The 23,385-nt window shown below is 41.3% G+C and carries 22 protein-coding genes and 3 tRNA genes; 15 read left to right on the forward strand and 10 right to left on the reverse strand.

From position 1 onward, the window contains the following. Window positions 1-368 precede the first annotated feature (368 nt). From G8D99_RS04390 to G8D99_RS04420, 7 genes are all read left to right on the forward strand, one after another. The gene (locus G8D99_RS04390) at window positions 369-1,331 is read left to right on the forward strand and encodes a hypothetical protein (RefSeq protein ID WP_166322982.1); all 963 of its coding nucleotides are present in this window, start codon (window positions 369-371) and stop codon (window positions 1,329-1,331) included. 103 nt (window positions 1,332-1,434) lie between these two features. Further along, window positions 1,435-1,962 carry a GTP-binding protein gene (locus tag G8D99_RS04395; RefSeq protein WP_166322984.1) on the forward strand — a complete coding sequence of 176 codons (528 nt, stop codon included), beginning with the start codon at window positions 1,435-1,437 and terminating at the stop codon, window positions 1,960-1,962. Between the two features lie 494 nt (window positions 1,963-2,456). Beyond that, window positions 2,457-3,872, forward strand: a complete 1,416-nt coding sequence (gene glnA, locus G8D99_RS04400; protein WP_171522584.1) for a type I glutamate--ammonia ligase — start codon at window positions 2,457-2,459, stop codon at window positions 3,870-3,872. An 87-nt stretch (window positions 3,873-3,959) separates the two neighbouring features. Then, entirely contained in the window at window positions 3,960-4,238 is a 279-nt protein-coding gene (locus tag G8D99_RS04405) for a hypothetical protein (protein ID WP_166322988.1), read from the forward strand. A gap of 149 nt (window positions 4,239-4,387) precedes the next feature. Then, the gene (locus G8D99_RS04410; protein WP_166322990.1) at window positions 4,388-4,879 is read left to right on the forward strand and encodes a chorismate--pyruvate lyase family protein; all 492 of its coding nucleotides are present in this window, start codon (window positions 4,388-4,390) and stop codon (window positions 4,877-4,879) included. A gap of 14 nt (window positions 4,880-4,893) precedes the next feature. Next, window positions 4,894-5,772 carry a 4-hydroxybenzoate octaprenyltransferase gene (ubiA, locus tag G8D99_RS04415; protein WP_166322992.1) on the forward strand — a complete coding sequence of 293 codons (879 nt, stop codon included), beginning with the start codon at window positions 4,894-4,896 and terminating at the stop codon, window positions 5,770-5,772. 120 nt (window positions 5,773-5,892) lie between these two features. Beyond that, on the forward strand, window positions 5,893-7,140 hold the full coding sequence (locus G8D99_RS04420; RefSeq protein WP_166322994.1) for an alpha/beta hydrolase: 1,248 nt from the start codon (window positions 5,893-5,895) through the stop codon (window positions 7,138-7,140). Between the two features lie 57 nt (window positions 7,141-7,197). Here the strand turns inward: G8D99_RS04420 and G8D99_RS04425 are convergent, their stop codons facing one another. The 7 genes from G8D99_RS04425 to G8D99_RS04455 all read right to left on the reverse strand — a co-directional run bounded on the left by G8D99_RS04425 (window position 7,198) and on the right by G8D99_RS04455 (window position 10,232). Continuing rightward, the gene (locus G8D99_RS04425) at window positions 7,198-7,653 is read right to left on the reverse strand and encodes a DUF2726 domain-containing protein (protein ID WP_196782900.1); all 456 of its coding nucleotides are present in this window, start codon (window positions 7,651-7,653) and stop codon (window positions 7,198-7,200) included. A 94-nt stretch (window positions 7,654-7,747) separates the two neighbouring features. Further along, window positions 7,748-7,823: transfer RNA gene (locus tag G8D99_RS04430), tRNA-Asn, on the reverse strand. Window positions 7,824-7,925: 102 nt separating this feature from the next. After that, on the reverse strand, window positions 7,926-8,234 hold the full coding sequence (locus G8D99_RS04435; protein ID WP_166322998.1) for a hypothetical protein: 309 nt from the start codon (window positions 8,232-8,234) through the stop codon (window positions 7,926-7,928). A 143-nt stretch (window positions 8,235-8,377) separates the two neighbouring features. After that, a tRNA-Asn gene (locus G8D99_RS04440) sits at window positions 8,378-8,453 on the reverse strand. A 5-nt stretch (window positions 8,454-8,458) separates the two neighbouring features. Then, window positions 8,459-8,534: transfer RNA gene (locus G8D99_RS04445), tRNA-Asn, on the reverse strand. A gap of 158 nt (window positions 8,535-8,692) precedes the next feature. Beyond that, window positions 8,693-9,319 (reverse strand): superoxide dismutase, encoded by a 627-nt coding sequence (locus G8D99_RS04450; protein ID WP_166323000.1) that lies wholly within the window; start codon window positions 9,317-9,319, stop codon window positions 8,693-8,695. A gap of 154 nt (window positions 9,320-9,473) precedes the next feature. After that, a complete protein-coding gene (locus G8D99_RS04455) occupies window positions 9,474-10,232 on the reverse strand; it encodes a Nif3-like dinuclear metal center hexameric protein (protein ID WP_166323002.1) in 759 nt (252 codons plus the stop codon). A gap of 166 nt (window positions 10,233-10,398) precedes the next feature. On the opposite strand from G8D99_RS04455, the gene G8D99_RS04460 reads away from it, so the two are divergent. After that, window positions 10,399-11,571, forward strand: a complete 1,173-nt coding sequence (locus tag G8D99_RS04460) for a S1C family serine protease (protein WP_166323004.1) — start codon at window positions 10,399-10,401, stop codon at window positions 11,569-11,571. Window positions 11,572-12,393: 822 nt separating this feature from the next. On the opposite strand, the gene G8D99_RS04465 is transcribed toward G8D99_RS04460, so the two are convergent. After that, the gene (locus tag G8D99_RS04465; RefSeq protein ID WP_166323006.1) at window positions 12,394-13,395 is read right to left on the reverse strand and encodes a Tim44 domain-containing protein; all 1,002 of its coding nucleotides are present in this window, start codon (window positions 13,393-13,395) and stop codon (window positions 12,394-12,396) included. Window positions 13,396-13,529: 134 nt separating this feature from the next. Then, window positions 13,530-14,921, reverse strand: a complete 1,392-nt coding sequence (gene radA / locus G8D99_RS04470) for a DNA repair protein RadA (RefSeq protein WP_166323008.1) — start codon at window positions 14,919-14,921, stop codon at window positions 13,530-13,532. 182 nt (window positions 14,922-15,103) lie between these two features. On the opposite strand from radA, the gene G8D99_RS04475 reads away from it, so the two are divergent. Then, on the forward strand, window positions 15,104-15,541 hold the full coding sequence (locus G8D99_RS04475; protein WP_227554354.1) for a hypothetical protein: 438 nt from the start codon (window positions 15,104-15,106) through the stop codon (window positions 15,539-15,541). Between the two features lie 114 nt (window positions 15,542-15,655). On the opposite strand, the gene G8D99_RS04480 is transcribed toward G8D99_RS04475, so the two are convergent. Beyond that, complete coding sequence (locus G8D99_RS04480; RefSeq protein ID WP_166327516.1) at window positions 15,656-17,014, reverse strand: alanine/glycine:cation symporter family protein; 1,359 nt, start codon at window positions 17,012-17,014, stop codon at window positions 15,656-15,658. A 318-nt stretch (window positions 17,015-17,332) separates the two neighbouring features. Here G8D99_RS04480 and G8D99_RS04485 point away from each other — a divergent pair, with 318 nt between their 5' ends. The 6 genes from G8D99_RS04485 to G8D99_RS04510 all read left to right on the forward strand — a co-directional run bounded on the left by G8D99_RS04485 (window position 17,333) and on the right by G8D99_RS04510 (window position 23,327). After that, window positions 17,333-18,739 carry an amino acid permease gene (locus tag G8D99_RS04485; protein ID WP_166323012.1) on the forward strand — a complete coding sequence of 469 codons (1,407 nt, stop codon included), beginning with the start codon at window positions 17,333-17,335 and terminating at the stop codon, window positions 18,737-18,739. 154 nt (window positions 18,740-18,893) lie between these two features. Next, a complete protein-coding gene (lptM, locus tag G8D99_RS04490; RefSeq protein ID WP_166323014.1) occupies window positions 18,894-19,106 on the forward strand; it encodes an LPS translocon maturation chaperone LptM in 213 nt (70 codons plus the stop codon). Between the two features lie 39 nt (window positions 19,107-19,145). Continuing rightward, window positions 19,146-20,396, forward strand: coding sequence for a diaminopimelate decarboxylase (gene lysA / locus G8D99_RS04495; RefSeq protein ID WP_166323016.1), 1,251 nt, complete (start codon window positions 19,146-19,148; stop codon window positions 20,394-20,396). A gap of 6 nt (window positions 20,397-20,402) precedes the next feature. Continuing rightward, window positions 20,403-21,257, forward strand: coding sequence for a diaminopimelate epimerase (gene dapF, locus G8D99_RS04500; RefSeq protein ID WP_166323018.1), 855 nt, complete (start codon window positions 20,403-20,405; stop codon window positions 21,255-21,257). A gap of 93 nt (window positions 21,258-21,350) precedes the next feature. Then, a complete protein-coding gene (locus tag G8D99_RS04505) occupies window positions 21,351-22,286 on the forward strand; it encodes an ADP-ribosylglycohydrolase family protein (protein WP_166327518.1) in 936 nt (311 codons plus the stop codon). A 117-nt stretch (window positions 22,287-22,403) separates the two neighbouring features. Beyond that, window positions 22,404-23,327: a tyrosine recombinase XerC gene (locus tag G8D99_RS04510; protein ID WP_166327520.1), complete on the forward strand. Its 924-nt coding sequence runs from the start codon at window positions 22,404-22,406 to the stop codon at window positions 23,325-23,327. Window positions 23,328-23,385: the final 58 nt, after the last annotated feature.

Genomic DNA, 23,385 nt, shown 5'->3' on the forward strand with positions numbered 1-23,385 from the left:
AGGCAAATGAGTGGCAATCATCATAGCAAAAAAATAAACAGATAAAGTTGAATTATTTGATTTAAACATTTCAATTGTATGAAGTGGTTTTTTCAGCTTAATTTTTGAATCATGTTTAGATTACTTAAAGCACCTTAAATCCGCATATCGATGAAAACAGCATTGAGTTAATTGGAGTTAATTAAATATTTAAATCTGTTAAACAATGAAAAATAAAGCCATTCAAACTGCTGAAAAGAACAGCACGATCCATTATGATCGAGTCATAAGCAAAATATTCACATTAATACGTGTGCCATATTTCAATATGAAATGTCTAAAACAATAACTCACATCAAGACAGAAAAATCGAAAATAGCGGGGGCTAAATGAAGGAACAGATTAAAATTGCCATTTTTGGTTTGAGCCTGAATATTCAAGACAGCATCAAACAAAAAATTGTTCAAATGTATGATGACACGCTCCAAATCAATTGGGTCAGTATTGGCGATCAAGAGATGGATATTTTATTGGTCAATGATCTATTTTTTGGCTCATCCGCGATTCAAAATCTGGTGCAAACGAAAAAAATTCCTTATTTGCGCTTGGTCACCGATGAGCAATATTCAGGTTCCATTCAAGGCGATACTTTATATTTACCTTTTGTACTGACCGATCAAATTCGAGTATGGTTTAAAGACCGTTATTTAAAAGTCCCTGTACGAGACAAAGCAGCACGCTCACCTCGTGTTCAAGCTCAAGCCGGTGATATTCATAAAGTCATTCACGCCTTTTTTAATGAATGTAATGGCACCATTCAAGTCTTTGATGGCAATGGCAACATGGCTTTGATGAACACCAAAACAGAGCAGGTTTGGCTGGATCCCGACCGTAAAATTAAAGGCACCGATCATTCACTTAATTATACTTATGCCACCATGCAAATGACCCAAAGTGTCAGTGGCATGCAAGGTCTGGATTTACGTTCATGGCTTTGGAATACCTTGTGGTATTCAACTGATCTGATTAAGGATGTATCAGTATCGACTTTTTACCAGCTTGAGTATTGGCCACAGACCGATACCATTTTGGAGCGATTAGACATGTATAAAATAGCTGCCTGTTTTGAAAAGGGTGCCAATGTCTTGCAAGTGCAAGCCAAGACAGGACTGAGTAAAGAAAAAATTAAAAAATTTGTTGCAGTGGCCTTACTCAGTCAAGCCATGAAAGCCATTTCAGCAGAGGATGCGAGTTTGATTGGTCGTGAGGTAGTTGAACCTAAAGGACGTTTAAAAGCTTTATTGGGTCGTTTTAGAAAGAAAGATAAATCAGCGCAGATCATTTCAATTTAAGAGATGAATCAATAAGCAACGACTCAATAACTCAATAACTCAATAACTCAATAACAAGTACATAGATCAGACATCATTCAAAAAATGCTGAGGGGGAAGTAGTGTGAATCAGAATAAGATTATTTTTACAGGTCCAAGTGGGGCAGGGAAAACCACTGCCTTGCAAAATCTATCAGACATCGCACATTTATCATTATGTGTAGCAGATCCAAGCATAGAGACTCGAAAGCATGCAGATCAGGTGATTAGCATTGAAAATGGTCAAATTCAATTTAATGGTGCCGAGATTGATCTCTATATCACGCCGATATTGGCGCAAATTGAAGTGAGTTTATCGGTGCTGTCTGAGGATGCGATCGCGACAGTAATTTTTATTCATCACGCACAAAAGTCTGCACTGGCTGAGCTTGAAAACTACTTAAAACTGTTTATCGACCACACGGATAATATTGTGATTGCGGTTACCCATGTTGATCAAGACAGCCAGCAATTGTTAAAGAAATACCGTAATTGGATGCTGATGCGGTCTTATCGCATGCCAATTTTTGCAATCGATCCAAGAAAAAAACAGGATGTTGAATTACTCATCGAAACCGTCATGGCACGTGAACTGATCAAAAACGCTGAATAATTGAGCATTGAAAGTGCAATTACACCCCAATTTGGTGCATTTAAAATGCAATTTAAAACTTATCAGGCTGGATGATTGTTTGATTTATCACAGCGAATCTGAGCCATAATTTTAAAGATAGTTTAAATAATCAGCAGACTCAGCTTGCAATTTTTTCAGCTTAAGCGTTTCTTTTATTTATGCTTTGTAAAACGATGTCATGCTCAGGCGAAATCTATGTTTTAGCAAGCTTTAGCGATCGATTAAAATTTATAAATGCACCATATTGGTGCGTTCAATTGTTTCTCAAAATTAAAATGTTTATCCGTGTTTGAATATGGTGCATTTAACTTTTCTGTCAGTATAATAACCACAATAATAGACAATCTAAGCTTCTTTTCTTATAAGGAATTCAGGATTTTAGAATTGTTTTTTAAAGTTGGTACGGTAATTGCTTAATAACTGCCAACTACTAACACGCACTTTCATGTGCAACCAAAAAACATTGGAGTAAAATGAGCATGGCGAACAAGGTCCTAGAACTCATCAAAGAAAGTGGCGCTAAATGGGTTGATTTTCGCTTTACCGATACTAAAGGTAAAGAGCAGCACGTAACTTACCCTGCGGATACCATTGATGAAGATACATTCGAAGATGGTAAAATGTTCGATGGTTCTTCAATTTCTGGCTGGAAAGGTATCGAAGCATCGGACATGATCTTGCGTCCAGATGCTGAAACAGGTTTCTTGGACCCGTTCTTTGCTGAAGCTACAGTTGTTGTTACTTGTGACGTAATCGAACCTTCTACAGGTCAAGGTTATGATCGCGATCCACGCTCTATCGCTCGTCGTGCAGAAGAATATTTAAAATCGACTGGTATTGGTGATACTGCATTCTTTGGTCCAGAACCAGAATTCTTCGTATTTGACGAAGTAAAATGGGACATCGACATGTCTGGCGCGCGCCACACATTGATCGCTGAAGAAGCGGCTTGGTCTACAGCTAAAGATTACGAAGGTGGTAACTCAGGTCACCGTCCACGTGTGAAAGGTGGTTACTTCCCAGTTCCGCCAGTAGATTCTTCACACGATATGCGTGCAGATATGTGTGCACGTATTGAAGACATCATGGGTCCAGGTCGTGTAGAAGTGCATCACCACGAAGTTGCTTCTTGCCAGTTAGAAATTGGCGTGAGCTTTAACACCATGGTGCGTAAAGCGGACGAAGTACAGCAGTTCAAATATGCGGTTTGGAACGTTGCACACCAATATGCGAAAACTGCAACCTTTATGCCTAAACCAATGGTAGGTGATAACGGTTCTGGTATGCACGTGCATATGTCCATCTCTAAAGATGGCAAGAACTTGTTCGCGGGTGATGAATACGCTGGTTTGTCAGAAATGGCGTTGTACTTCATTGGTGGTGTGATTAAACATGCGCGTTCTTTAAATGCGATTACTAACCCTTCTACAAACTCGTACAAGCGTTTAGTACCACACTATGAAGCACCGATCATGTTGGCTTACTCAGCACGTAACCGTTCTGCTTCTATCCGTATTCCTTACGTTTCTAGCCCGAAAGGCAAGCGTATCGAAGCGCGTTTCCCAGATCCAATGATGAACCCGTACCTAGGTTTCGCGGCATTGTTGATGGCGGGTCTTGACGGTATCCAAAACAAGATTCACCCAGGTGAAGCTGCTGACAAAAACTTGTACGATCTTCCTCCTGAAGAAGAAGCGAAAATCCCAACAGTGGCACACAGCTTAGATATGGCGTTAGAAGCACTTCAAGCCGATCACGATTACCTCCTAAAAGGTGGCGTGTTCACGAAAGAAATGCTGGATGCTTACATCGAGCTTAAAACTGAAGAAGTTCGTCGTTTGAACACGACAACTCACCCAGTTGAATTTGATATGTACTACAGCTTGTAATTTCTTTGGAAATTTCACTGTAAAAAAAGCCCGCGTATGTCGCGGGTTTTTTTGTATGATGAGATAAATTTTTTGAAGATGATACTCATGGCAAAGCCACGTAAGAAACACACTGGGTTTTTTCCTTGGATTGATCCGCAAGATCATGACAAGGGCTTTAAACTGAATTTCTCAGAAGTCACTTATATGGAAATTGGGCGTACAGTTGAAGGCTATAAACAAGCAGAATTTATCGAACTGAAAAATCCGGAGTTGGCGTTAAAGTTTGATTATCCGCCAAATTTTTATATCAGTGCGGAGGGGCTTATTTTAGTGAAAACTCCGCAAGGCAAGTTTGAAGTGATTGCTAAAACGGACAATGCTTAAGTGATTGGCATTTCATACTACAGTTTTATACTTGAAGTATGGATGAAAGGGTTTTAAAAATAAGCGCTTAAGATTATTGAATTAAATCAGCTTTGATCGATTGTTTAATCAGGTCGTTCATTCATTAGTGTCATTTGAGTCAGGGATTTATGCGTCACAACACCATAGCAAGCGTTCAGCATCAACATATTCCTGAATATTTAAAACCTTGGCTGTATGCCTCAGGCTCTTTGACTCAGCAAATAACGTCACTTGCGCATGGTCAATTCCATGTTGAGCCTGTACTTGAGCATTTTCAACGCTTAAAACGCAATGATGCGATGTGGATGGGAATGCCAATACAGCACACCTCTTGGGTGCGTGAAAGCCTACTGTTTGGTTGTGAAGCTGAACCTTGGGTGAAAGCGACCAGTATTTTTCCGATATTGAGCTTACAAAAGCGTGCGCGCATATTTCGGTATATCCGAAAAAAACCGATTGGCTGGTATTTGTTTCAGCGCACCAATCCGACATGTGAGCGCCGTGTACTGTGGTTGAAGGATGGTTGGACCCGACAGAGCTGTTATACTTGGCATGGTTGTAAATTTATTGTGCAAGAAACGTTTTTAGCAAATTTTGAACAGTTTCTGCAACGAAAATAGGATGATGGATTGGCATGGCGGTGGTACAAGCGATCGGTTGGCGTGAGCGTTTAAGCGCATATTATTATTTGTGTCGTTTCGATAAGCCGATTGGCACAGAATTGGTCTTCTGGCCAACCATGTGGGCGCTCTGGGTGGCCAATCAAGGTATACCGAGTATTGCTGTTTTGGTACCCATGATCCTCGGCACGATTTTTATGCGTGCTGCAGGCTGTGCCATTAATGATTTCGCGGATCGTAAAGTCGATGGTGCAGTAGAACGAACAAAGACTCGTCCGCTTGCCACTGGGGTAATTCGAGGTCGTGAAGCGATTTATGTGTTTTTGGTTTTGGTCGCAGCCAGTGCTTGCATGCTTTTCTTTCTGCCAATAGAAACCTTCTACTGGTCTTTTGGTGCGTTGTTCTTAGCCTTTATCTATCCATTCATGAAGCGCTTTACTCATTTGCCACAAGTGTTCTTGGGCGCGGCATTTTCTTGGTCGATTCCGATGGCCTATACGGCAGTAGGTGTGGAGCCTAATCTGACCTGTTGGTTACTTTATTTTGGCAATTTGGCATGGACAGTGGCGTATGACACGCAATATGCAATTACTGACCGTGAATACGATTTAAAAATTGGGGTAAAGTCGACTGCGATTTTATTTGGAAAATATGATATCCAAATCATCTCACTATTACAGCTCACCAGCATTTTATTGATTGGTTATGCCTTATATATTGAACATTTATTGATGCCTTTCGGTGTGATCGCATTGCTTTTGGTTGCAGGAGATTTTATTTACCAATGGACTAAAACCAAAGATCGTAACCCACAGCGTTGTTTCTGGGCATTTAGACACAATCGTTGGGTCGGTTTAATCATCTTTATGGGGATTTGTGTTTCATTTATTTAAATCCATTTAAGAGATTATTCAGATTGAGAAAAAGCATTCTAGTCAGATGCTTTTTTTTATGTTTAATTATGAGTAGCTCATGATGAGTTGATTTAAAACAACAATAAGGAAGATGAATAAATGGATAAGTTATTTAAAAAGACTTTAATTGCTCTTACGTGTTCGACCGCATTATTCCTTTCTGCATGTAACGATGATGATAATGATCGTGATGAATATGCGTCTACGCGTATTTATCAATCTGAAACTACCTACACGAAAGATAGTCTAGCGGAAGCGGCAAATATTAAAGTAATGACCTATGTAATGCCAAATGTAATGGGGAAATCTGCTAAAGCTACAGCGATGGTTATGTTTCCGAAAACTGCCAAGCCAGCAAATGGGTGGCCTGTGGTGGTATGGTCACATGGTACGACAGGGGTGGGGGATGATTGTGCGCCAAGTAATAACCCATTGAATGAGCGTTTCGAAATTCTTGCGAAAAGCTTATTAGAGGCAGGTTATGTGATTGTTGCGCCAGACTATGAGGGATTAGGTACGCCAGGCATCCATCCCTATTTAAACTTAAACAGCGCAGCCAATTCTGCAATTTACGCAATTAAAGCTGCGCATGAAAAATACGGCAGTAATTTGAGCAAATCATGGATGTCGATCGGTCAGTCGCAAGGTGGACATTCATCACTGGGGATTGCTGAACTGTCCAATAGCAATCCTGATTTTAAAGGTGCGGTGGCAACGGCTCCTGCATCGAGTCTAGGTTACATTATTACGCAAGTTGCGCCTACAGCCATTGCACAACTTGAACAAGCTGAAAAAGCAGGGCTTTATCCAACAGGAACCTCGATCGCAGTTTATTCAGAATTGTTGGCTTACGCAGCTTATACTGCAGTAGGGATCCGTGCTTACAATCCCCAATTTAATTTGGGTGAAATTTTTGAAGATGATTCAAAATTCATTGCCGAAAAAGCAGAGGGAACCACAGGTGAAAACGGTTTATGTCTTAGTCCATTGATGGATGAGTTTTCATTGAAAATAGCAGAATTCTTGGTCAAAAATCCGGGCAAATCTGTCTTAGATTATCCAGGTTTAAAAAATGGCTTTGAAAATAATGCAGTGATTAAGAAGTTCTTAGCAGACAATCAGCCTGCAACCAAAAAGTTTGATAAACCGGTTTATGTGGTGCAAGGTAAATTGGATACAGCTGTGCCTTATCAAGTGACACAAGCGTTGGTTGAAAATCTAAATAATTTGGGTTCTACACCAAAAGTAGTTTTAGATATCGTAGATGATGCAACACATACCCAAGCCATTGTGAAAAAGAATGCTGAAGTTGTGCAGTTTATTAAACAGAATATGCCTGCTAATTAAGATTAACAGCGAAAAAAAGGAGCTTCGGCTCCTTTTTTAATATCTGAAAATTGAATCTTATAAGATGTCTTTTTGGAGCTGTCGAATACTTGGAATGCTGGTATAGCGTAATACCGTATAACCGGCTTCAGCAAGCATCGCATCGCGCTTCGCATCTTCATCTTCTTTACCATGATGAGTTGGGTCATCCAATTCAATAATGCAGACCACATCCAAATGTTTATTTAAGATGACGAAGTCAGTGACCTTACGATTAAATTTATTCCGAGTCGGCATGTAGTCACTGGTAATGAGTGAACTGAACGCGACTTGAGCGAGAACATGATGATCTGGTAAAGCATTTTTAAGTCGTTGAAACATTTTGGTTTCAAAGCGGGTAATGACAGGCTTGGAATAATATTCCCGTTTATCTTGGGGTTTGGGAGATTTAGGGGTTTTGACTTTGACTTTTTCAAATACGATCAGGGTCAAGAGGGCAAGACTCGCTGCACATCCAATCAGAAAAAATGTCATTTGACTTGCATGAATCACGGGAGCTGTCTTTTAAGCGTAGAGCTTTTCAGTAGATAAGAAAAAACCCACTCGAAAGAGTGGGTTTTTAGAATCTTGGCTCTCCAACCTGGGCTCGAACCAGGGACCTGCGGATTAACAGTCCGTCGCTCTACCGACTGAGCTATTGGAGAATCTGAGTGCGATTATAAGGACATTTCAGCAGGGGTCAAGTCATTCTGTTTAAAAATATAAGAAATATGAATTAAATGATTTAAATTTGATCTAAAAGCTGTTTATTTCAACATTTTTATTGCATTTACATAGTCTTGCTTTGATTTTAGTGGATTGGCTTTACGGCAAGCATTGAGCAGTTGCATCAGTTCAGATTGTGGCATTTCAGTGGTTACCGAGTTTTGGATCTGTTGAATGAGTGCCTGTTGAGACTGAATTGGAAGCTGTTGGGTGCATTGATAGAGTCGCTCATACATGAGTGTTGGGGCAGCTTTATTGGCTTCAGATTGTTGAGAGCATTTAAAAATAAACAGGATGATGAGAATTAAGACGATCCAAAAAATCATCGATTTCAGCCAAGACATATTCATTGTTATTGGTCTTTCGCACAGTTATATATGCAAGATAATTTTATGTGAATCACAGTTCAATACGAATATTGATATGAAGGGCTGATTTAAAACAATAAGATATAAAAAAAGCCCACTTCGCAATGAGTGGGCTTTTTAGAATCTGGCTCTTCCACCTGGGCTCGAACCAGGGACCTGCGGATTAACAGTCCGTCGCTCTACCGACTGAGCTATGGAAGAATAGATGGCTCTCCAACCTGGGCTCGAACCAGGGACCTGCGGATTAACAGTCCGTCGCTCTACCGACTGAGCTATTGGAGAATCTGATGCGCATTTTAGGGATGAAAATGAAACTCGTCAACCAAATAATTTAAACAAATGAATTGTTTGCTTTATAAATATTCAGTTTTGGCATAAAAATAAAAAAATCGCCCATAAAGGACGATTTTTTGTACGAAAATTAAGTGCTTAACGCAAACTTATTTTTCAACGCCTGCTTCTTGACCTGCATATTTCGCGTTTGCGTAATCCCAGTTCACTAGGCTTTCTAGGAAAGTAGAGATGTATTTAGGACGCGCGTTACGGAAGTCGATGTAGTAAGCATGTTCCCAAACGTCGATGGTTAATACTGCAACTTGACCGTGAGCAAGTGGAGTATCCGCATTAGCAGTTTTAGTAATCGATAATTTACCGTTTACTTGATCCGCAACTAACCATGCCCAACCTGAACCGAACTGAGTCGTTGCAGCAGCAGCAAATTCTTCAGCGAATTTTTCGTAAGAACCGAAAGCTTCATCAATTTTAGCAGCCAATACGCCTGTTGGTTTACCACCGCCGTTTTTAGCCAAACAGTTCCAGTAGAATGTGTGGTTCCAAACTTGAGCAGCATTGTTGAAAATACCTGCTTTAGATGCATCGCCAGCAGTCGCTTGGATGATTTCTTCTAAAGTTTTACCTTCAAGATCAGTGCCTTTGATTAGGTTGTTAAGGTTAACAACATAAGTATTGTGATGTTTGTCGTGATGGTATTCTAAAGTTTCTTTGCTGATGTGTGGAGCAAGATCTTCGTAACCGTATGGTAGAGCCGGTAAAGTAATCGTTGTCATGTTTTCAATTCCTTGCGTTTTGCTGGGTTTTGACATTAAGTGGCTTTATTGTAATAGATTCTTTAGGCAAATTGCGCATTGCTTATAAATAAGAATACAGAATAAAGCCCGAACTTATACGTATAAAGAAAATGCCAACCGCAGTCTGACTGAATTAAATCGGATTGTTCAATTCGAAATAACTATACTCAATATTAAACTGTTCTGAAATAGCTTTAGCCAAACGTTGAACGCCATATTTTTCAGTGGCATGGTGACCACAAGCATAATAATGAACATTCAGTTCTTGTGCTTCATAGAAGGTACGTTCAGACACTTCACCTGAAATATAGGCATCACAGTCTTGGTCGGCTGCTTTTTTAATATAATCTTGCGCACCGCCGGTACAAAAACCGACTTTTTGAATCGATGTTTTGTCTGCAGGTAAATGAATTGCATCAAATCCTAGTTTTTCTGAAGCAAATTGCTTAAACGCTTCAGGAGACATGGCTGATTTTAAGTAGCCAATATTACCAATCGGATTGCGTTCATTCGGATCAAGTGCTTGAATATGTTCAAGCTCAAGTAAGTCTGCAATGGCTGCATTGTTACCAATTGTTGGGTGACTATCTAAAGGTAAGTGATAGCCGACCAATGAAATATCATGTTGGATTAAGCTTTTAATGCGTTTACCTCGCATACCTGTGATCGGGTAGGGTTCGCCTTTCCAAAAATAGCCATGGTGCACCAGTAATAAATCTGCGCCATAAGCAATGGCGGCATCAATTGCCGTTTGAGAGGCAGTCACAGCACACAATATTTTTTTGACTTCTGACTTGCCTTCAATTTGAAGACCATTCGGCGCATAGTCTTTAAATTCATGTGATTTAAGGGTTTGATCGCACCATTGGATAATTTCGTTTAAATTTGCCATAACGCTTCTAGATAAGATGTCATTTAAAATATCAAAACATATTTTCAATCTTAACTAAAGCTGAACAAAAGTCTTTTGTGAAATTTATGTATCTGTTGCGTTTTTGATTACAATAGAGAAAATTCTTAGTCATCAATACATTAAATAATTCTTAGAGGAATAGAAAGTGCGCCGGTCCTTTACTTGGTTACCTTGGGTGTTACTCATTATTGTCATCATCAGTTTCGTCGCTTGGCAAAGGTTACATTTGCCGAAAGCCCCTGTATCTGCAGATGGTGTGAAACTCCCTGCGGAGAAAGTAGAGCCATTGGTGGATACCTCTCGTGCGGGCGGTGTCGTGTCCTATAGTGCTGCGGTGAAAGTGGCTGCACCTGCGGTAGTGAATATCTTTACTACGCAGAAAGTGAAGCGAAATCATCCACTTTTGAATGATCCTGCGTTTAGAGAATTTTTTGAAAATAATATTCCTGAACAAACCCAGTCTGAGAACAGTTTGGGTTCAGGGGTGATTGTCCGTCCTGATGGTTACATCTTGACCAACAACCATGTGATTGCCCAAGCAGATCAAATTGTGGTGGGGTTGTATGATGGACGCCGTGCTGAAGCGAAAGTGATTGGTACGGATCCTGATAGTGATTTGGCGGTGATTAAAATTGAACTTGATCAATTACCCGTCTTGCCATTTAAACTCAGTGGCAATGAAGTTGGTGATGTGGTGCTTGCGATTGGTAATCCATTCGGGGTAGGTCAAACCGTGACCCAAGGGATTATTTCGGCGACAGGGCGTTCTGATTTAGGCATCAATACCTATGAAGATTTTATTCAAACTGATGCTGCGATTAATCCGGGTAACTCAGGCGGTGCATTGATTGATGTTGCCGGCAATCTGATTGGAGTGAATACCGCAATCTTCTCGCAATCCGGCGGATCTTTAGGCATCGGCTTTGCGATTCCTGCAAAAATCTGTCAGCAAATTATGAATGCGATTTTAAAAGATGGTCGTGTGATTCGGGGTTGGTTAGGCATTAGCTTGGTTCCACCAAATCAAGAAGATGTATTAAAGCCACGTGAAAAAGGGGTATTGGTTGCAGATGTGCTTAAATCAGGTCCAGCGGATTTAGCGGGTCTGAAAATCGGCGATAAGATTGTTAAAGTCAATGATGTCGAAATTGATTCAGCATCCCATTTAATTAATTATGTGGCACTGCAAGCACCGAAAAGTACCGTGAAAATCTATGTGATTCGTGATAATGAAGCCGTGACTGTAGATGTTGTGGTTGGTGAGCGTAAGCTTCAACAAAACACGGATTCTCAATATATTCCATTGCCACAGCGTTAATGCTTGAGTATTGGTTTTAACGTCATCAGTCAAGCATCGTAAAAAAGCCCTCAATTGAGGGCTTTTTTACGCATATATCAAATCAAATATTGGACAAAATTTCGATATATTGAATGAAGTTTCATAACAGTAAAAGAATTCGAAATAATAGAGTTCTTTCAAAAATCAAAAAATGATCATAGAACCACGATCTAAAGGATCAATGAAATTTCCTACTCTCTCTGTGAAAAAGTAGGGATGAGAGTATTTTAATCTGAAAACAACCTCTCCTTTACGAAGCCTGCTTCTCATCTCCTAAAAGGAGAGGGAATCTTCATTATTAAATTTTAATAGGATAAAAATTGATTTATGAAAGACGTTTAATATTTTAGAGGGTTCTATCTTGTTAATGACCTACCCATAAGGGTCAGATTCTCTAAACTTAGATTTATAAATAATGAATAGGCTAGGCGTGATATACAGACTAGGCTCGATAAGGACATTCCATCGAGCATTTCTCATAATCATTCCCCCGAATGACCAATAAAGTTAATGCAAGGTGATTGGGAGAGCTGAGCTAGCACAAGTATTGATGTTTGCAGAAGCTGAAATGATAGCAACAAGAATATAATGCGTGATTAAGCGCTTTGAATAAATTGAATACAGATTGGACTGAATATGTCGAGAATAAAGAGATAGCAGTTATTACGTTGTTCATTACAAGAATGTGCATGTAAACGATGTAGTGAATTTTTTCTAAACGTCGGTTTGGATTTGTCTGAAATAATTAAGAAATAAAAAAGCCAGTGAAGAATCACTGGCTTTTTCAAAACTAAATTGAGATTAACTTTCTTGCTGGATACCCGCAACCAACCAATCTTGGCTAGAACCTGCAGGTTTTACAAAATGCCAAACTTCAGCAAAAGGTTGTGGCAAGCTGTTTAAGTCTTCGCTCACTGTACCTGTAAAGCGCACGCTCACGACATACTGACCGTTTTCAGTTGCAGTGTCCGTCACCATTGCATTCAAATTCGAGAATTCAGCAACGTCTTGATCTTGGTTCGCCATGATGTCGTTATACATTGAGCTATATAGGTCAGGCGTTAAATAGCGCTGAATTTCAGAAATATTGCTTGCCGTATTCATAGATTGAATATGATTGAAGCGTTGACGTGCAATACGTAAGAACGCAGCAGGTTCAGTACCATCCGGTAATTGATTGCCACTTTGGAAAGAGGCACCACCAAACGGTGCTTGAGTTGGAGCCGCATTGCCACCCAAGTTCTGACCGAAAATGTTGCTGTTGTCACCTGAACGTGGCGCAGGCTGACCAAATGATGCAGATGCAGGACCTGCACTATTTGGCGCATACGGATTATTAGTGGCTAATTTTTTTTTTGCACCGAGTTTACGGAAGATGAAGAACGCACCTGCAGCAATGATCAGTAACCAAATCCAACTTGGGATGCCACCTTTCTCTTCTTGTTGAGCAGGTGCTGCTTGTTGAACTTGAGCTTCGCTCGCTGATGCTTGATTTGCAGCATTCGGTTTATCATCTGCTAGCGCATTGGCAGCCACTGCACCAATTGCAGCACCCGCAACACCCGCTGCAACCATACCGCCCACACCCGGACCTGATTTTTGAGGTGCAGTTGGCGCAGGCTGTTGCACAGGACGAGGCTGTTGATAAGACTGGCTCGGTTGTGAATATGATTGGCTAGAGGTGTTTGAACGGCTCATACCATGGCTTTTACCACCACCGGCACGTTTCGCTTCTGCTAAAGGTGCAACCAATAAGCTTGCAGCCAAAAGGGTAGCCATCAAACCACGCTGTCGAACTTCCATCGAATCTTCCTACTCTAAATAAGTCATTAAATGTAGCTTTATATATGCAGTCTTTTGCAAGGAAATTCAATCTTTAAACACAAATTTTAGCAAAAAACTTTGAAATAAAATCAGTTGATAATAACGTGAACATTCTAGTTCAACTCATCACTGAGTTGCATCGCTTCTGCTAAAGCCTCATGCAGTCGAGCCACGGCAATAATGCGTACCCCATCCGGTTGTTTTTGTGGAGCATTACCGCGTGGCACAATAATATATTTAAAACCATGTTTAATGGCTTCTTTTAGACGTTCTTGTCCATTCGGCACAGGGCGAATTTCACCTGAAAGCCCGACTTCACCAAAGACTGCCAATTGTTGCGGCAGTGCTTTAGATCTTAAGCTTGAAGCGCAGGCCAAAAGCACCGCCAAATCTGAACCGGTTTCGGTAATTTTCAGTCCACCGACCACGTTGACGTAAACATCTTGTCCTGAGGTTTGTACACCACCATGACGATGCATCACTGCAAGCAGCATATTGAGTCGATTTTGTTCTAAACCCAGTGCAACACGGCGAGGTTGACCATGCGCATCATCCACTAAGGCTTGTACTTCAACCAGAAGTGGGCGAGTGCCTTCACGACTGATCATCACCACAGAACCGGGAATGGCTTCATCATATCGGCTCAGAAAAATTGCGGAGGGATTGGCGACTTCTTTGAGTCCCTTATCGGTCATGCCAAAGACACCCAACTCATTCACGGCACCAAAACGGTTTTTGACCGCACGAATCATGCGGTAGCGAGAATCGGACTGACCTTCAAAATAAAGCACGCAATCCACCATGTGTTCTAAGACACGTGGACCTGCGAGTGCACCTTCTTTGGTGACATGACCGACCAAGAACAAAGCTGTGCCACTGTTTTTGGCAAAACGAGTCAGGAGTGCAGCAGATTCACGAATTTGGGACACACCACCCGGAGCGGACTGTAATGTTTCGGTATATAAAGTCTGAATTGAATCTAAAATGGCGACCGCAGGGCGTTCATGCGCTAAGACCTCACAAATACGCTCAACACAGGTTTCTGCCATGACTTTGAGCTGCGCAGTAGGTAAGTCTAAACGCTGTGCACGTAATGCCACTTGCGACAAAGATTCCTCACCTGTGACATACAGAGCAGGACTTTGTGCTGATGCCATATGGGTGGCTGTTTGCAGCAAAATAGTCGATTTACCAATACCGGGATCACCGCCAATCAGCACCACTGAACCTGTGACGAGACCACCGCCTAACACACGGTCAAATTCACCAATCCCAGTGTGTAGGCGTGTTTCATGGGAGACAGAGACTTGATTGAGTGTGGTAATGGCAGCTGCTTGACCCGCGTAGCCCCCGCCCATTTTAGGTTGAGCACGGTGTGTGACTGCCGGGGCAATACTGACCTCGGTGAGGGTATTCCATTCGCCACAGTCTGAACATTGCCCCCCCCATTTTGGATGATCTGCACCACATTGTTCACAACGATACACCGTTTTTGCTTTAGCCATAATTTTTTAAAAATAGAGCGAAATAATGACACAGCATAACCATGAATTTGGTCTAAAACCATGACTTGGGATGAGAATGTGCAAGATTTAAGTCAGCTTATGTCGTTTTCAACAATTAGCGCTGTGTTGTTACTGAGCTGCGCCTTATAATGCGAGATCGTTAATTAAAAATGGAACAGATCATGCCACAATTGCTGCAACATATTGATGCGATCGCACGTGAAAAAAACCGTGATGTGCTGTTTCTACATTTTGAACATTATCAAGAAGACGGCGAGGGTGATGATCCCATTCGCTCGATCGTTTTGGCATGGTTAGAGGACCATGAAATTGAATATCAGCCATGTATGGGGCTTGAACAAGAAGGCTTTGTTGATACCTATGTCGGTGATATCTATGTCGATTTAGCAGTGGATGAAGATGATGCGACCTATCGTGAGTTATGTGAATATCTAGAAGATGACGAAGGCAATATGTTGCTCGATGGGGTGTTGTTCTTTGTGTTGTCTTTAGAACTTGCGCAAGAATTAGAGTCAGATCGATTGGCAGCTAAGGACAGTTTGAGCCCAAGCAATGTGATCGGTTTTGATGATGACGCTTGGTCGGGTACTCCTTCTTAAGTCGGCTACACTTTCTTAAACTGTATGCTCAATTAAAATGAATAAAAAGCCACTTTAAAGTGGCTTTTTAATGTTTAGATTTCTGTAGTTTGACTGATAGATAGTCTTGAAGACTTAATACAACTCACCTGATTTACGACGTGCAATAAAGTCTTTCGATTCTTTAGCAATGATGCCTGAAAGCAATAACAATGCGATGAGGTTCGGCACTGCCATTAAGCCGTTAAAGGTATCTGCAAATAACCAGACCAAATCTAACGTTGCAACACAACCGACAAACACAGAAGCGATATAAATCAAACGATAAATGAGGACGAATTTGTCACCTAATAAATAAGTGCAGCATTTCTCACCGTAGTAGCTCCAGCCCAAAATCGTTGAATAGGCAAAGAAGATAATCCCGAAAGTGACCACCCAGCCACCGATACCCGGTAAAAGCTTATCAAAAGCAGAAATGGTCAAGACAGCACCAGTTTGATCACCAAATGAATTACCTGCCATGATATATCCCATCACCAAGACAATACCGGTGATTGAACAGACGATAATGGTGTCGATAAATGTACCGGTCATCGACACCAAACCTTGACGAACAGGGTGATCTGTTTTGGCTGCTGCAGCTGCAATCGGTGCAGAACCCATACCCGCTTCATTGGAGAACACACCACGCGCCACACCATAACGGATCGCAGCGCCAATTGCACCACCGACTGCGGCTTCACCAGTAAAGGCATAGCTAAAAATCATTTTTAGTGCAGGTGCAAGCAATTCTAAATTGGTCAAAATAATGGCTAGACCACCTAATACATAACCTATCGCCATAATCGGTACAATGAACGATGACGCTTTAGAAATGGTTTTAATCCCGCCTAAAATCACCAATGCAGAAAAGGCAGTGATAATGATACCTGTGACCCAAGTAGACACGCCTAAGCTGTTTTCGACTGCAAGCGCGACGGTATTGGATTGCACTGAACTGCCGATGCCAAATGAAGCTAGCGTACCAAATAAAGCGAACACGACGGCCAACCATTTCCACTTGCTACCGAGTCCTCGCTCGATGTAATACATCGGACCGCCATTCATTTCGCCTTTTTCATTCTTCACACGAAATTTAACCGCTAAAACACCTTCGCCGTATTTGGTCGCCATACCAAACAGTGCGGTCATCCACATCCAAAATACTGCACCGGGTCCACCCAATACACAGGCTGTAGCGACACCGGCAATATTACCCGTACCAATGGTTGCGGATAGGGCAGTCATCAGGGAAGCGAATTGAGAAATATCACCCGTACCCTCTTTATTGGGGTGTTTTCCAAAGACTTGTTTAAAGGCTAAAGGCAACATGCGGAATTGCCAGAGTCCCAATCTGAAGGTGAGAAATATCCCGGTTCCCACAATCAAGACCAACATATAGGGTCCCCAGACCCAGCCACTCAGAGTTTCCATAACAGATTGTAGTGCTTGCATCATTCATCCTTTTATTCTTGCTGATTGTTATTCACATTATGCAAAGCAAGGCTTATGCCATTGATTTATGCTTTTTCTACGCAATATTTACGTTTTTTTAATGTTGTTTATTTTTCACACATAAGTGTTTATTTTTCAATCTTTTTATTTGAAGCTAAAGTTTATTTATTTATGTGAATATTCACTCATAAAGTGAATGTGAAAAATAAATTATTTTAAAAATCTAAAGAGAAAATTCAGATTGTGAAATTTTTCTTTTTGAAAAAAAGAGGTTTTGAGTTAATTTGAGCCCATTGAACAGATAAGGTGAATTCAATAATGTCAGGTCAAATAACAAATTCGCCGACCGAAGATGGTGATTTGCAACGCAGTCTATCAAATCGACATTTGCAGTTAATTGCAATTGGTGGCGCGATAGGAACAGGATTGTTCATGGGGTCAGGGAAGACGATTAGCCTTGCAGGACCTTCGATTCTGTTTATTTATATGATTATTGGTTTGATGGTGTTTTTGGTCATGCGTGCGCTTGGCGAGCTACTTCTGTCAAACTTGCAGTACAAATCATTTATCGATTTCTCGACTGACCTGATTGGTCCTTGGGCGGGTTACTTTGTTGGTTGGACCTATTGGTTGTGTTGGATCACTATAGGGATTGCTGATTTATCCGCAATTATCTATTACATGCAGTTCTTTAATCATGGGTTACCGTTTACCCCGATGGAAGGTGTGATGATCAGTGTGGCCGCGATTGTGTTTGTCACGGGGCTGAACTTAATGACGGTCAAATTGTTTGGTGAAATCGAATTCTGGTTTGCCATGATCAAGATCACCGCGATTGTGGTGTTGATTGCGGTCGGTCTATGGATGATTTTTACCGGCTTTATCTCAACGGCTGGTGAAGTGGCATCATTCACGCATTTGTGGAGTCATGGTGGGATATTCCCAACAGGATTATCTGGTTTCTTGGCGGGCTTCCAAATCGCGATCTTTGCCTTTGTGGGTGTCGAACTTGTCGGTACCACTGCTGCGGAAACCAAAGATCCTGAAAAGAACCTACCTAAAGCAGTGAACTCAATTCCTGTACGTATTATTATTTTCTATGTATTGGCATTGGTGATTGTGATGTCGGTCACCCCTTGGAATAGAATCGATCCAGCGATCAGCCCATTTGTGAATTTATTTAGCCAAGCCGGTATTGCTGCGGCAGCCATTATTATGAATTTAGTGGTGTTGTCTTCGGTGATGTCATCGATGAACAGTGGTGTGTTCTCAACCAGTCGGATGTTGTTCGGTCTGTCTCGTGAGAAACAAGGTCCTCAAGCCTTTGGTAAATTAAACTCACGTGCCGTGCCTGCCAATGCCTTGTATTTCTCTACCGCATGTTTGGTCTTGGGTGCAGCACTGCAGTATATGGTGCCGAATACCGTTGAAGCCTTTACTTTGGCAACGACGCTATCCACAATTTTGTTTATCTGCGTATGGTTGATGATCATTTGGAGTTATATGGTCTACTACACCACACGCCCTGAACTGCATGCCAAATCAACCTTTAAATTGCCGGGTGGTTTGGTGACCTGTTGGATCGTGATCATTTTCTTCATTGGTACAATTGCGATTTTAGCGCTTAAAGCAGATACCTTTAAGGCTTTAAAAGTCAGTCCAATTTGGTTCATTATCTTGATGATTGGCTATTATGGTTTCTATAAGAAACGTGGCGTGAAATAACGCTTCAGCGTCACTTATAAAAATCCTTTCAAAAAACGTCAGCATAGAGCTGGCGTTTTTTTTCGCTTGGAATCCTTAAACTATTGGCTGAAATGCTTTGGACATCGGATTGATCAGAGTATACTTTCTGCAATTTACAAAATGAGATTGTGAGATGCGTACTGTCATTTGCTGCATGAGTTTATTGACTGTGTTGTTGTCTACTGGCTGTGGACAAATGGGAGCATTACAACTACCAAGTGATCCAGATTTTGACAAGCGTTCAAAATATTTGCTCTATAAAGGTGACACTGAGTCTGTGCAAAGCCAAAAAACGACTCAACAACAGCCAGATCGCCAAGCTGCAGCATCGGAAATTACTGAATAAAATTAATTGCTTTAACCGCTTCATTGAAAGGATACATTCATGAGTTTTACTCGCATTAACGGAGTTTTGCACGCAGAACAATGTTCGTTGGATCAACTTGCGCAGCAATACGGTACCCCTCTTTATGTGTATTCGAAGGCGACCTTTGAAAAGCATTATTTAGATATGGACCGTGCGTTTGACTTTATTGATCACCAAATTTGTTTTGCAGTGAAATCAAACTCCAATCTTGCGGTATTGAATGTATTGGCGAAGTTGGGTTCAGGCTTTGATATTGTGACCGGTGGTGAACTTGCGCGTGTATTGGCAGCAGGCGGTGATGCATCGAAAATTGTATTTTCTGGCTTAGGGAAAACTGAAGCGGATATTCAAAAAGCACTTGAAGTCGGTATTGCCTGTTTTAACGTGGAATCCTATGCAGAGCTTGATCGTATTCAAGCCGTGGCGGCGCGCTTAGGTAAGAAAGCACCGATTTCATTACGGGTTAATCCAGATGTTGATGCCAAAACCCATCCGTATATTTCAACAGGCTTAAAAGAAAATAAGTTTGGTATTCCCTCAGACAGCGTATTTGACACCTATCAATATGCAGCGTCATTGCCGAATTTAGATGTTGTCGGTATTGACTGTCACATTGGTTCTCAGTTGACTGAAACCCAACCCTTTGTGGATGCCTTAGATCGTGTGATTAGCATGATCGATCGCTTGAAAACCTTAGGCATCACACTAAAACATATCGATATCGGTGGTGGTTTGGGTGTGACTTATAAAGATGAAGTTCCGCCAACTGTAGCTGAATATGCCAATGCCATGAAACCTGCTTTAGAAAAGTTGGGTTTAAAAGTGTATATGGAACCGGGTCGTAGCATTTCTGCCAATGCCGGTGTATTGGTGACTAAAGTAGATTTACTGAAACCAACCAATCACCGTAACTTTGCCATTGTTGATGCGGCGATGAATGACTTGATTCGTCCTTCACTGTATGAAGCATGGATGGATATTCAAGAAGTCAATGCCAATACCACAACCGAGCGTAAGGCTTGGGATGTGGTGGGTGCCATCTGTGAAACCGGTGACTTCTTAGGGAAGGAGCGTGAGCTAGCCATTCAACCGAATGATCATTTGGCTGTGTTGGGTGCAGGTGCTTATGGCTTTGTGATGAGTTCAAATTACAACTCACGCGGTCGTGCAGCAGAAGTGATGGTCGATGGTGAGCAAGCGCATCTGATTCGTCAGCGTGAAACGATTGAATCATTGTGGGCCAACGAAAGTTTATTGCCAGCGGAGTAAATTAAGATGTTATTAGAATTTACCAAAATGCATGGTTTAGGAAATGACTTTATGGTGGTTGACTTGATCAGCCAACGTGCCTATTTCGATCCGACCACCATTCGCCGTTTAGCAGACCGTAACTTTGGCATTGGTTTTGATCAGTTGTTGATTGTTGAAACGCCGGATCATCCTAATGTGGATTTTAAATATCGTATTTTTAATGCCGATGGTTCTGAAGTTGAGCAGTGTGGTAATGGTGTGCGTTGTTTTGCTCAATTTGTGCATGAACGCAAGCTGACCAATAAAACCAAATTTAAGGTACAAACCAAAGCTGGGATTGTAGAACCTGAATTGGGCTTAAATGGTTGGGTTCGGGTCAATATGGGTATGCCTAAGTTCTTACCTAAAGAGATTCCGTTCATTGCAGATGAGCCTGAGAGCTTGTATGAAATTGCACTTGCCGATAATGAAAGTTTAAATATTGATGTGGTGAATATGGGCAATCCGCATGCAGTGACCCTTGTGCCTGATGTTTTAACTGCGGATGTAACAAAAATTGGTCCGCAAGTGGAGTCACATGAGCACTTCCCTGAACGTGTTAATGTTGGCTTTATGCAAATTATTGATGAAAACAATGTTCGATTACGTGTGTTTGAACGGGGTGTGGGCGAAACTTTAGCCTGTGGTACAGGTGCCTGTGCAGCTGCAGTTTCAGGTATGCGCCGTGGTTTGTTGTCGAATAATGTCAAAGTTGAATTGGCAGGCGGTACTTTGCAAATTGAATGGAAAGAAGGCGAAGTGGTGTGGATGACCGGTCCAACGGCTACGGTTTATGAAGGTCGATTGGATTTACGTTATTTCCAACCTGAGCAAGCTTAAACAAAAAAGCGCTGATCAATCAGCGCTTTTTTATAAGATTAAAATCTTAAAGTGATAAAAAACTAAAATAACTGAATCTAGGAAAGCTCAATGATGAGATTAGAGGAAAAAATTCGTGGTGGAATGTATGGGTTGCTCATTGGTGATGCAGTTGGGGTTCCTTATGAGTTTAATCCGCCAGAAAGATTACCGGCTTATGAATTGATAGATATGATACCGCCGCAATCCTTTCGCAGTAGTTATCCTCATATTGCATATGGAACTGGGTCGGATGATGGTGCTCAGGCGTTATGTGTGCTTGCATCATTGCTTCACTGTAAAAAATTAGACCCGACTGATTTATTAAATCGCTTTTGTAATTGGTATCGTGCCGGGTATTTGGCGATTGATCATCAGGTATTTGATATCGGGATTCAAACCAGAGAAGCTTTAACACGTTATGTGCAAGGAACACCGATCAATCAGATTGCTAATACTGATGTAAGCGCCAATGGCAATGGTGCATTGATGCGTGTACTGCCATTGGCACTGTGGCATCGAGGTTCAGATGCTGAATTAATCGAGGATGCTTTTGAACAAGCTCATCTCACACATGGTCACATTCGATCTAAATTATGTTGTGCACTCTATTGCTTATGGACAAGACAACTTTTAAATGATGTCGATATTGATCAAGCTTGGTTAAATAGCATTGCGATTCTTAAGCAAACATTTAACAATCAGCCTGAAGTTATTCAAGAAATAGAACAAGGAATTGATCTTGAGTCTACATATCAGATTCAAGGCAAAGGCTATGTGGTGGATTGTTTGTTGTCAGCCAAATATGCGTTAAAACAAAACAGTTATGCTGATGTGATTAAAACTGCGATTTCGTTGGGTCATGATACCGATACCACTGCATGCGTGGCAGGTGGATTAGCGGGCATTGTGTTTGGGGAATCAGCCATTCCTGAACCTTGGAAAGTGACATTGAAAGGTCAAGAGATGGTTGAGCCATTACTTGAGGCATTATTGAAGTTACATGTATAAATGCCTATATAACAAAATGTTGATTGGGTAGTTATGTGACTATAGATCGCATCATAGATTTGTTATGCTTCATCCATATATTGAGGAAATATCAACGTGACTGATCAAGAGAGCAAAATGCAATATGGTGCAATGCAATTGCTCTCCATGTTTTTAAAAGAACGCAAAATTCAGAATCAGTCTGAGCATACACTGGATGCCTATTTTCGAGATATATCAGGCTTTATTGAATTCTGCTATGACAAAAACTTAGAGCTTAATCAAGTTGAAGCTTCAGATCTACGCGAATACATTTCTTTTAAAGTTGAACGTGATCGCTTGAACGCGACCAGTGTGCAACGTCATCTGACCTCCATTCGTCAATTTATGAAATGGGCGCAACAGGGCCACCATTTGTATATGAACCCTGTCGATGACTTTAAAGTAAAGCGCCAAGCTCGACCTTTACCCGGCATGATCGATATTGAAACCGTCAACCAAATTTTGGATCAAAAAGCCCCTGAAAAACCTGCTGATCATCAGCGTTGGTTACGTGATAAAGCCATTTTAGAACTGCTTTACTCAAGTGGACTACGTTTGGCGGAAGTTCAAGGTCTACTGATACGAGACATTGATTTTAATCGGATGTTGCTTCGTATTACAGGTAAAGGCAATAAAACCCGCATTATTCCCTTTGGTTCTAAGGCGAAAGACAGTTTGATTGAATGGCTCAAAGTGTATCGGATTTGGATGGGCGGTTTTACGGCAGACTCTCCAGTCTTTATTGCAGCTAAAGGGCAAGCCCTGTCCACGCGCCAAATAGAAAATCGAGTGAAAATCCAAGCGCAACGTGCCGGAGTGAGTGTGGATTTACATCCGCATTTATTGCGCCACTGTTTTGCCAGCCATATGTTGTCAAATAGTGGGGATTTAAGAGCAGTTCAGGAAATGCTGGGGCATAGTAGTTTGTCGACCACACAAATTTATACGCAACTGGATTTTGATCGGCTTGCACAAGTCTATGATCAGGCCCATCCGAGGGCCAACAAGTCTAAACTGTGATTAACTGCATGTTTTTGAATCATAATGCAGAAATTTAAATATTCATTGCAACATTTAC

The organism is Acinetobacter lanii (assembly GCF_011578285.1).
In the GTDB taxonomy this organism is placed as follows: Bacteria; Pseudomonadota; Gammaproteobacteria; order Pseudomonadales; family Moraxellaceae; genus Acinetobacter; species Acinetobacter lanii.

Bases quoted from the DNA above. Each gene is read 5' to 3' on its own strand.
- G8D99_RS04505 (WP_166327518.1), top strand. From the start codon at position 21,351: ATGAGATTAGAGGAAAAAATTCGTGGTGGAATGTATGGGTTGCTCATT.
- G8D99_RS04465 (WP_166323006.1), bottom strand. From the start codon at position 13,395: ATGGAAGTTCGACAGCGTGGTTTGATGGCTACCCTTTTGGCTGCAAGC.
- G8D99_RS04435 (WP_166322998.1), bottom strand. From the start codon at position 8,234: ATGAATATGTCTTGGCTGAAATCGATGATTTTTTGGATCGTCTTAATT.
- G8D99_RS04450 (WP_166323000.1), bottom strand. From the start codon at position 9,319: ATGACAACGATTACTTTACCGGCTCTACCATACGGTTACGAAGATCTT.
- lptM (WP_166323014.1), top strand. From the start codon at position 18,894: ATGCGTACTGTCATTTGCTGCATGAGTTTATTGACTGTGTTGTTGTCT.
- G8D99_RS04480 (WP_166327516.1), bottom strand. From the start codon at position 17,014: ATGCAAGCACTACAATCTGTTATGGAAACTCTGAGTGGCTGGGTCTGG.
- glnA (WP_171522584.1), top strand. From the start codon at position 2,457: ATGAGCATGGCGAACAAGGTCCTAGAACTCATCAAAGAAAGTGGCGCT.
- G8D99_RS04390 (WP_166322982.1), top strand. From the start codon at position 369: ATGAAGGAACAGATTAAAATTGCCATTTTTGGTTTGAGCCTGAATATT.
- G8D99_RS04410 (WP_166322990.1), top strand. From the start codon at position 4,388: ATGCGTCACAACACCATAGCAAGCGTTCAGCATCAACATATTCCTGAA.
- G8D99_RS04510 (WP_166327520.1), top strand. From the start codon at position 22,404: ATGCAATATGGTGCAATGCAATTGCTCTCCATGTTTTTAAAAGAACGC.
- G8D99_RS04485 (WP_166323012.1), top strand. From the start codon at position 17,333: ATGTCAGGTCAAATAACAAATTCGCCGACCGAAGATGGTGATTTGCAA.
- G8D99_RS04425 (WP_196782900.1), bottom strand. From the start codon at position 7,653: ATGACATTTTTTCTGATTGGATGTGCAGCGAGTCTTGCCCTCTTGACC.
- radA (WP_166323008.1), bottom strand. From the start codon at position 14,921: ATGGCTAAAGCAAAAACGGTGTATCGTTGTGAACAATGTGGTGCAGAT.
- dapF (WP_166323018.1), top strand. From the start codon at position 20,403: ATGTTATTAGAATTTACCAAAATGCATGGTTTAGGAAATGACTTTATG.
- G8D99_RS04475 (WP_227554354.1), top strand. From the start codon at position 15,104: ATGCCACAATTGCTGCAACATATTGATGCGATCGCACGTGAAAAAAAC.
- G8D99_RS04405 (WP_166322988.1), top strand. From the start codon at position 3,960: ATGGCAAAGCCACGTAAGAAACACACTGGGTTTTTTCCTTGGATTGAT.
- G8D99_RS04455 (WP_166323002.1), bottom strand. From the start codon at position 10,232: ATGGCAAATTTAAACGAAATTATCCAATGGTGCGATCAAACCCTTAAA.
- G8D99_RS04420 (WP_166322994.1), top strand. From the start codon at position 5,893: ATGGATAAGTTATTTAAAAAGACTTTAATTGCTCTTACGTGTTCGACC.
- ubiA (WP_166322992.1), top strand. From the start codon at position 4,894: ATGGCGGTGGTACAAGCGATCGGTTGGCGTGAGCGTTTAAGCGCATAT.
- lysA (WP_166323016.1), top strand. From the start codon at position 19,146: ATGAGTTTTACTCGCATTAACGGAGTTTTGCACGCAGAACAATGTTCG.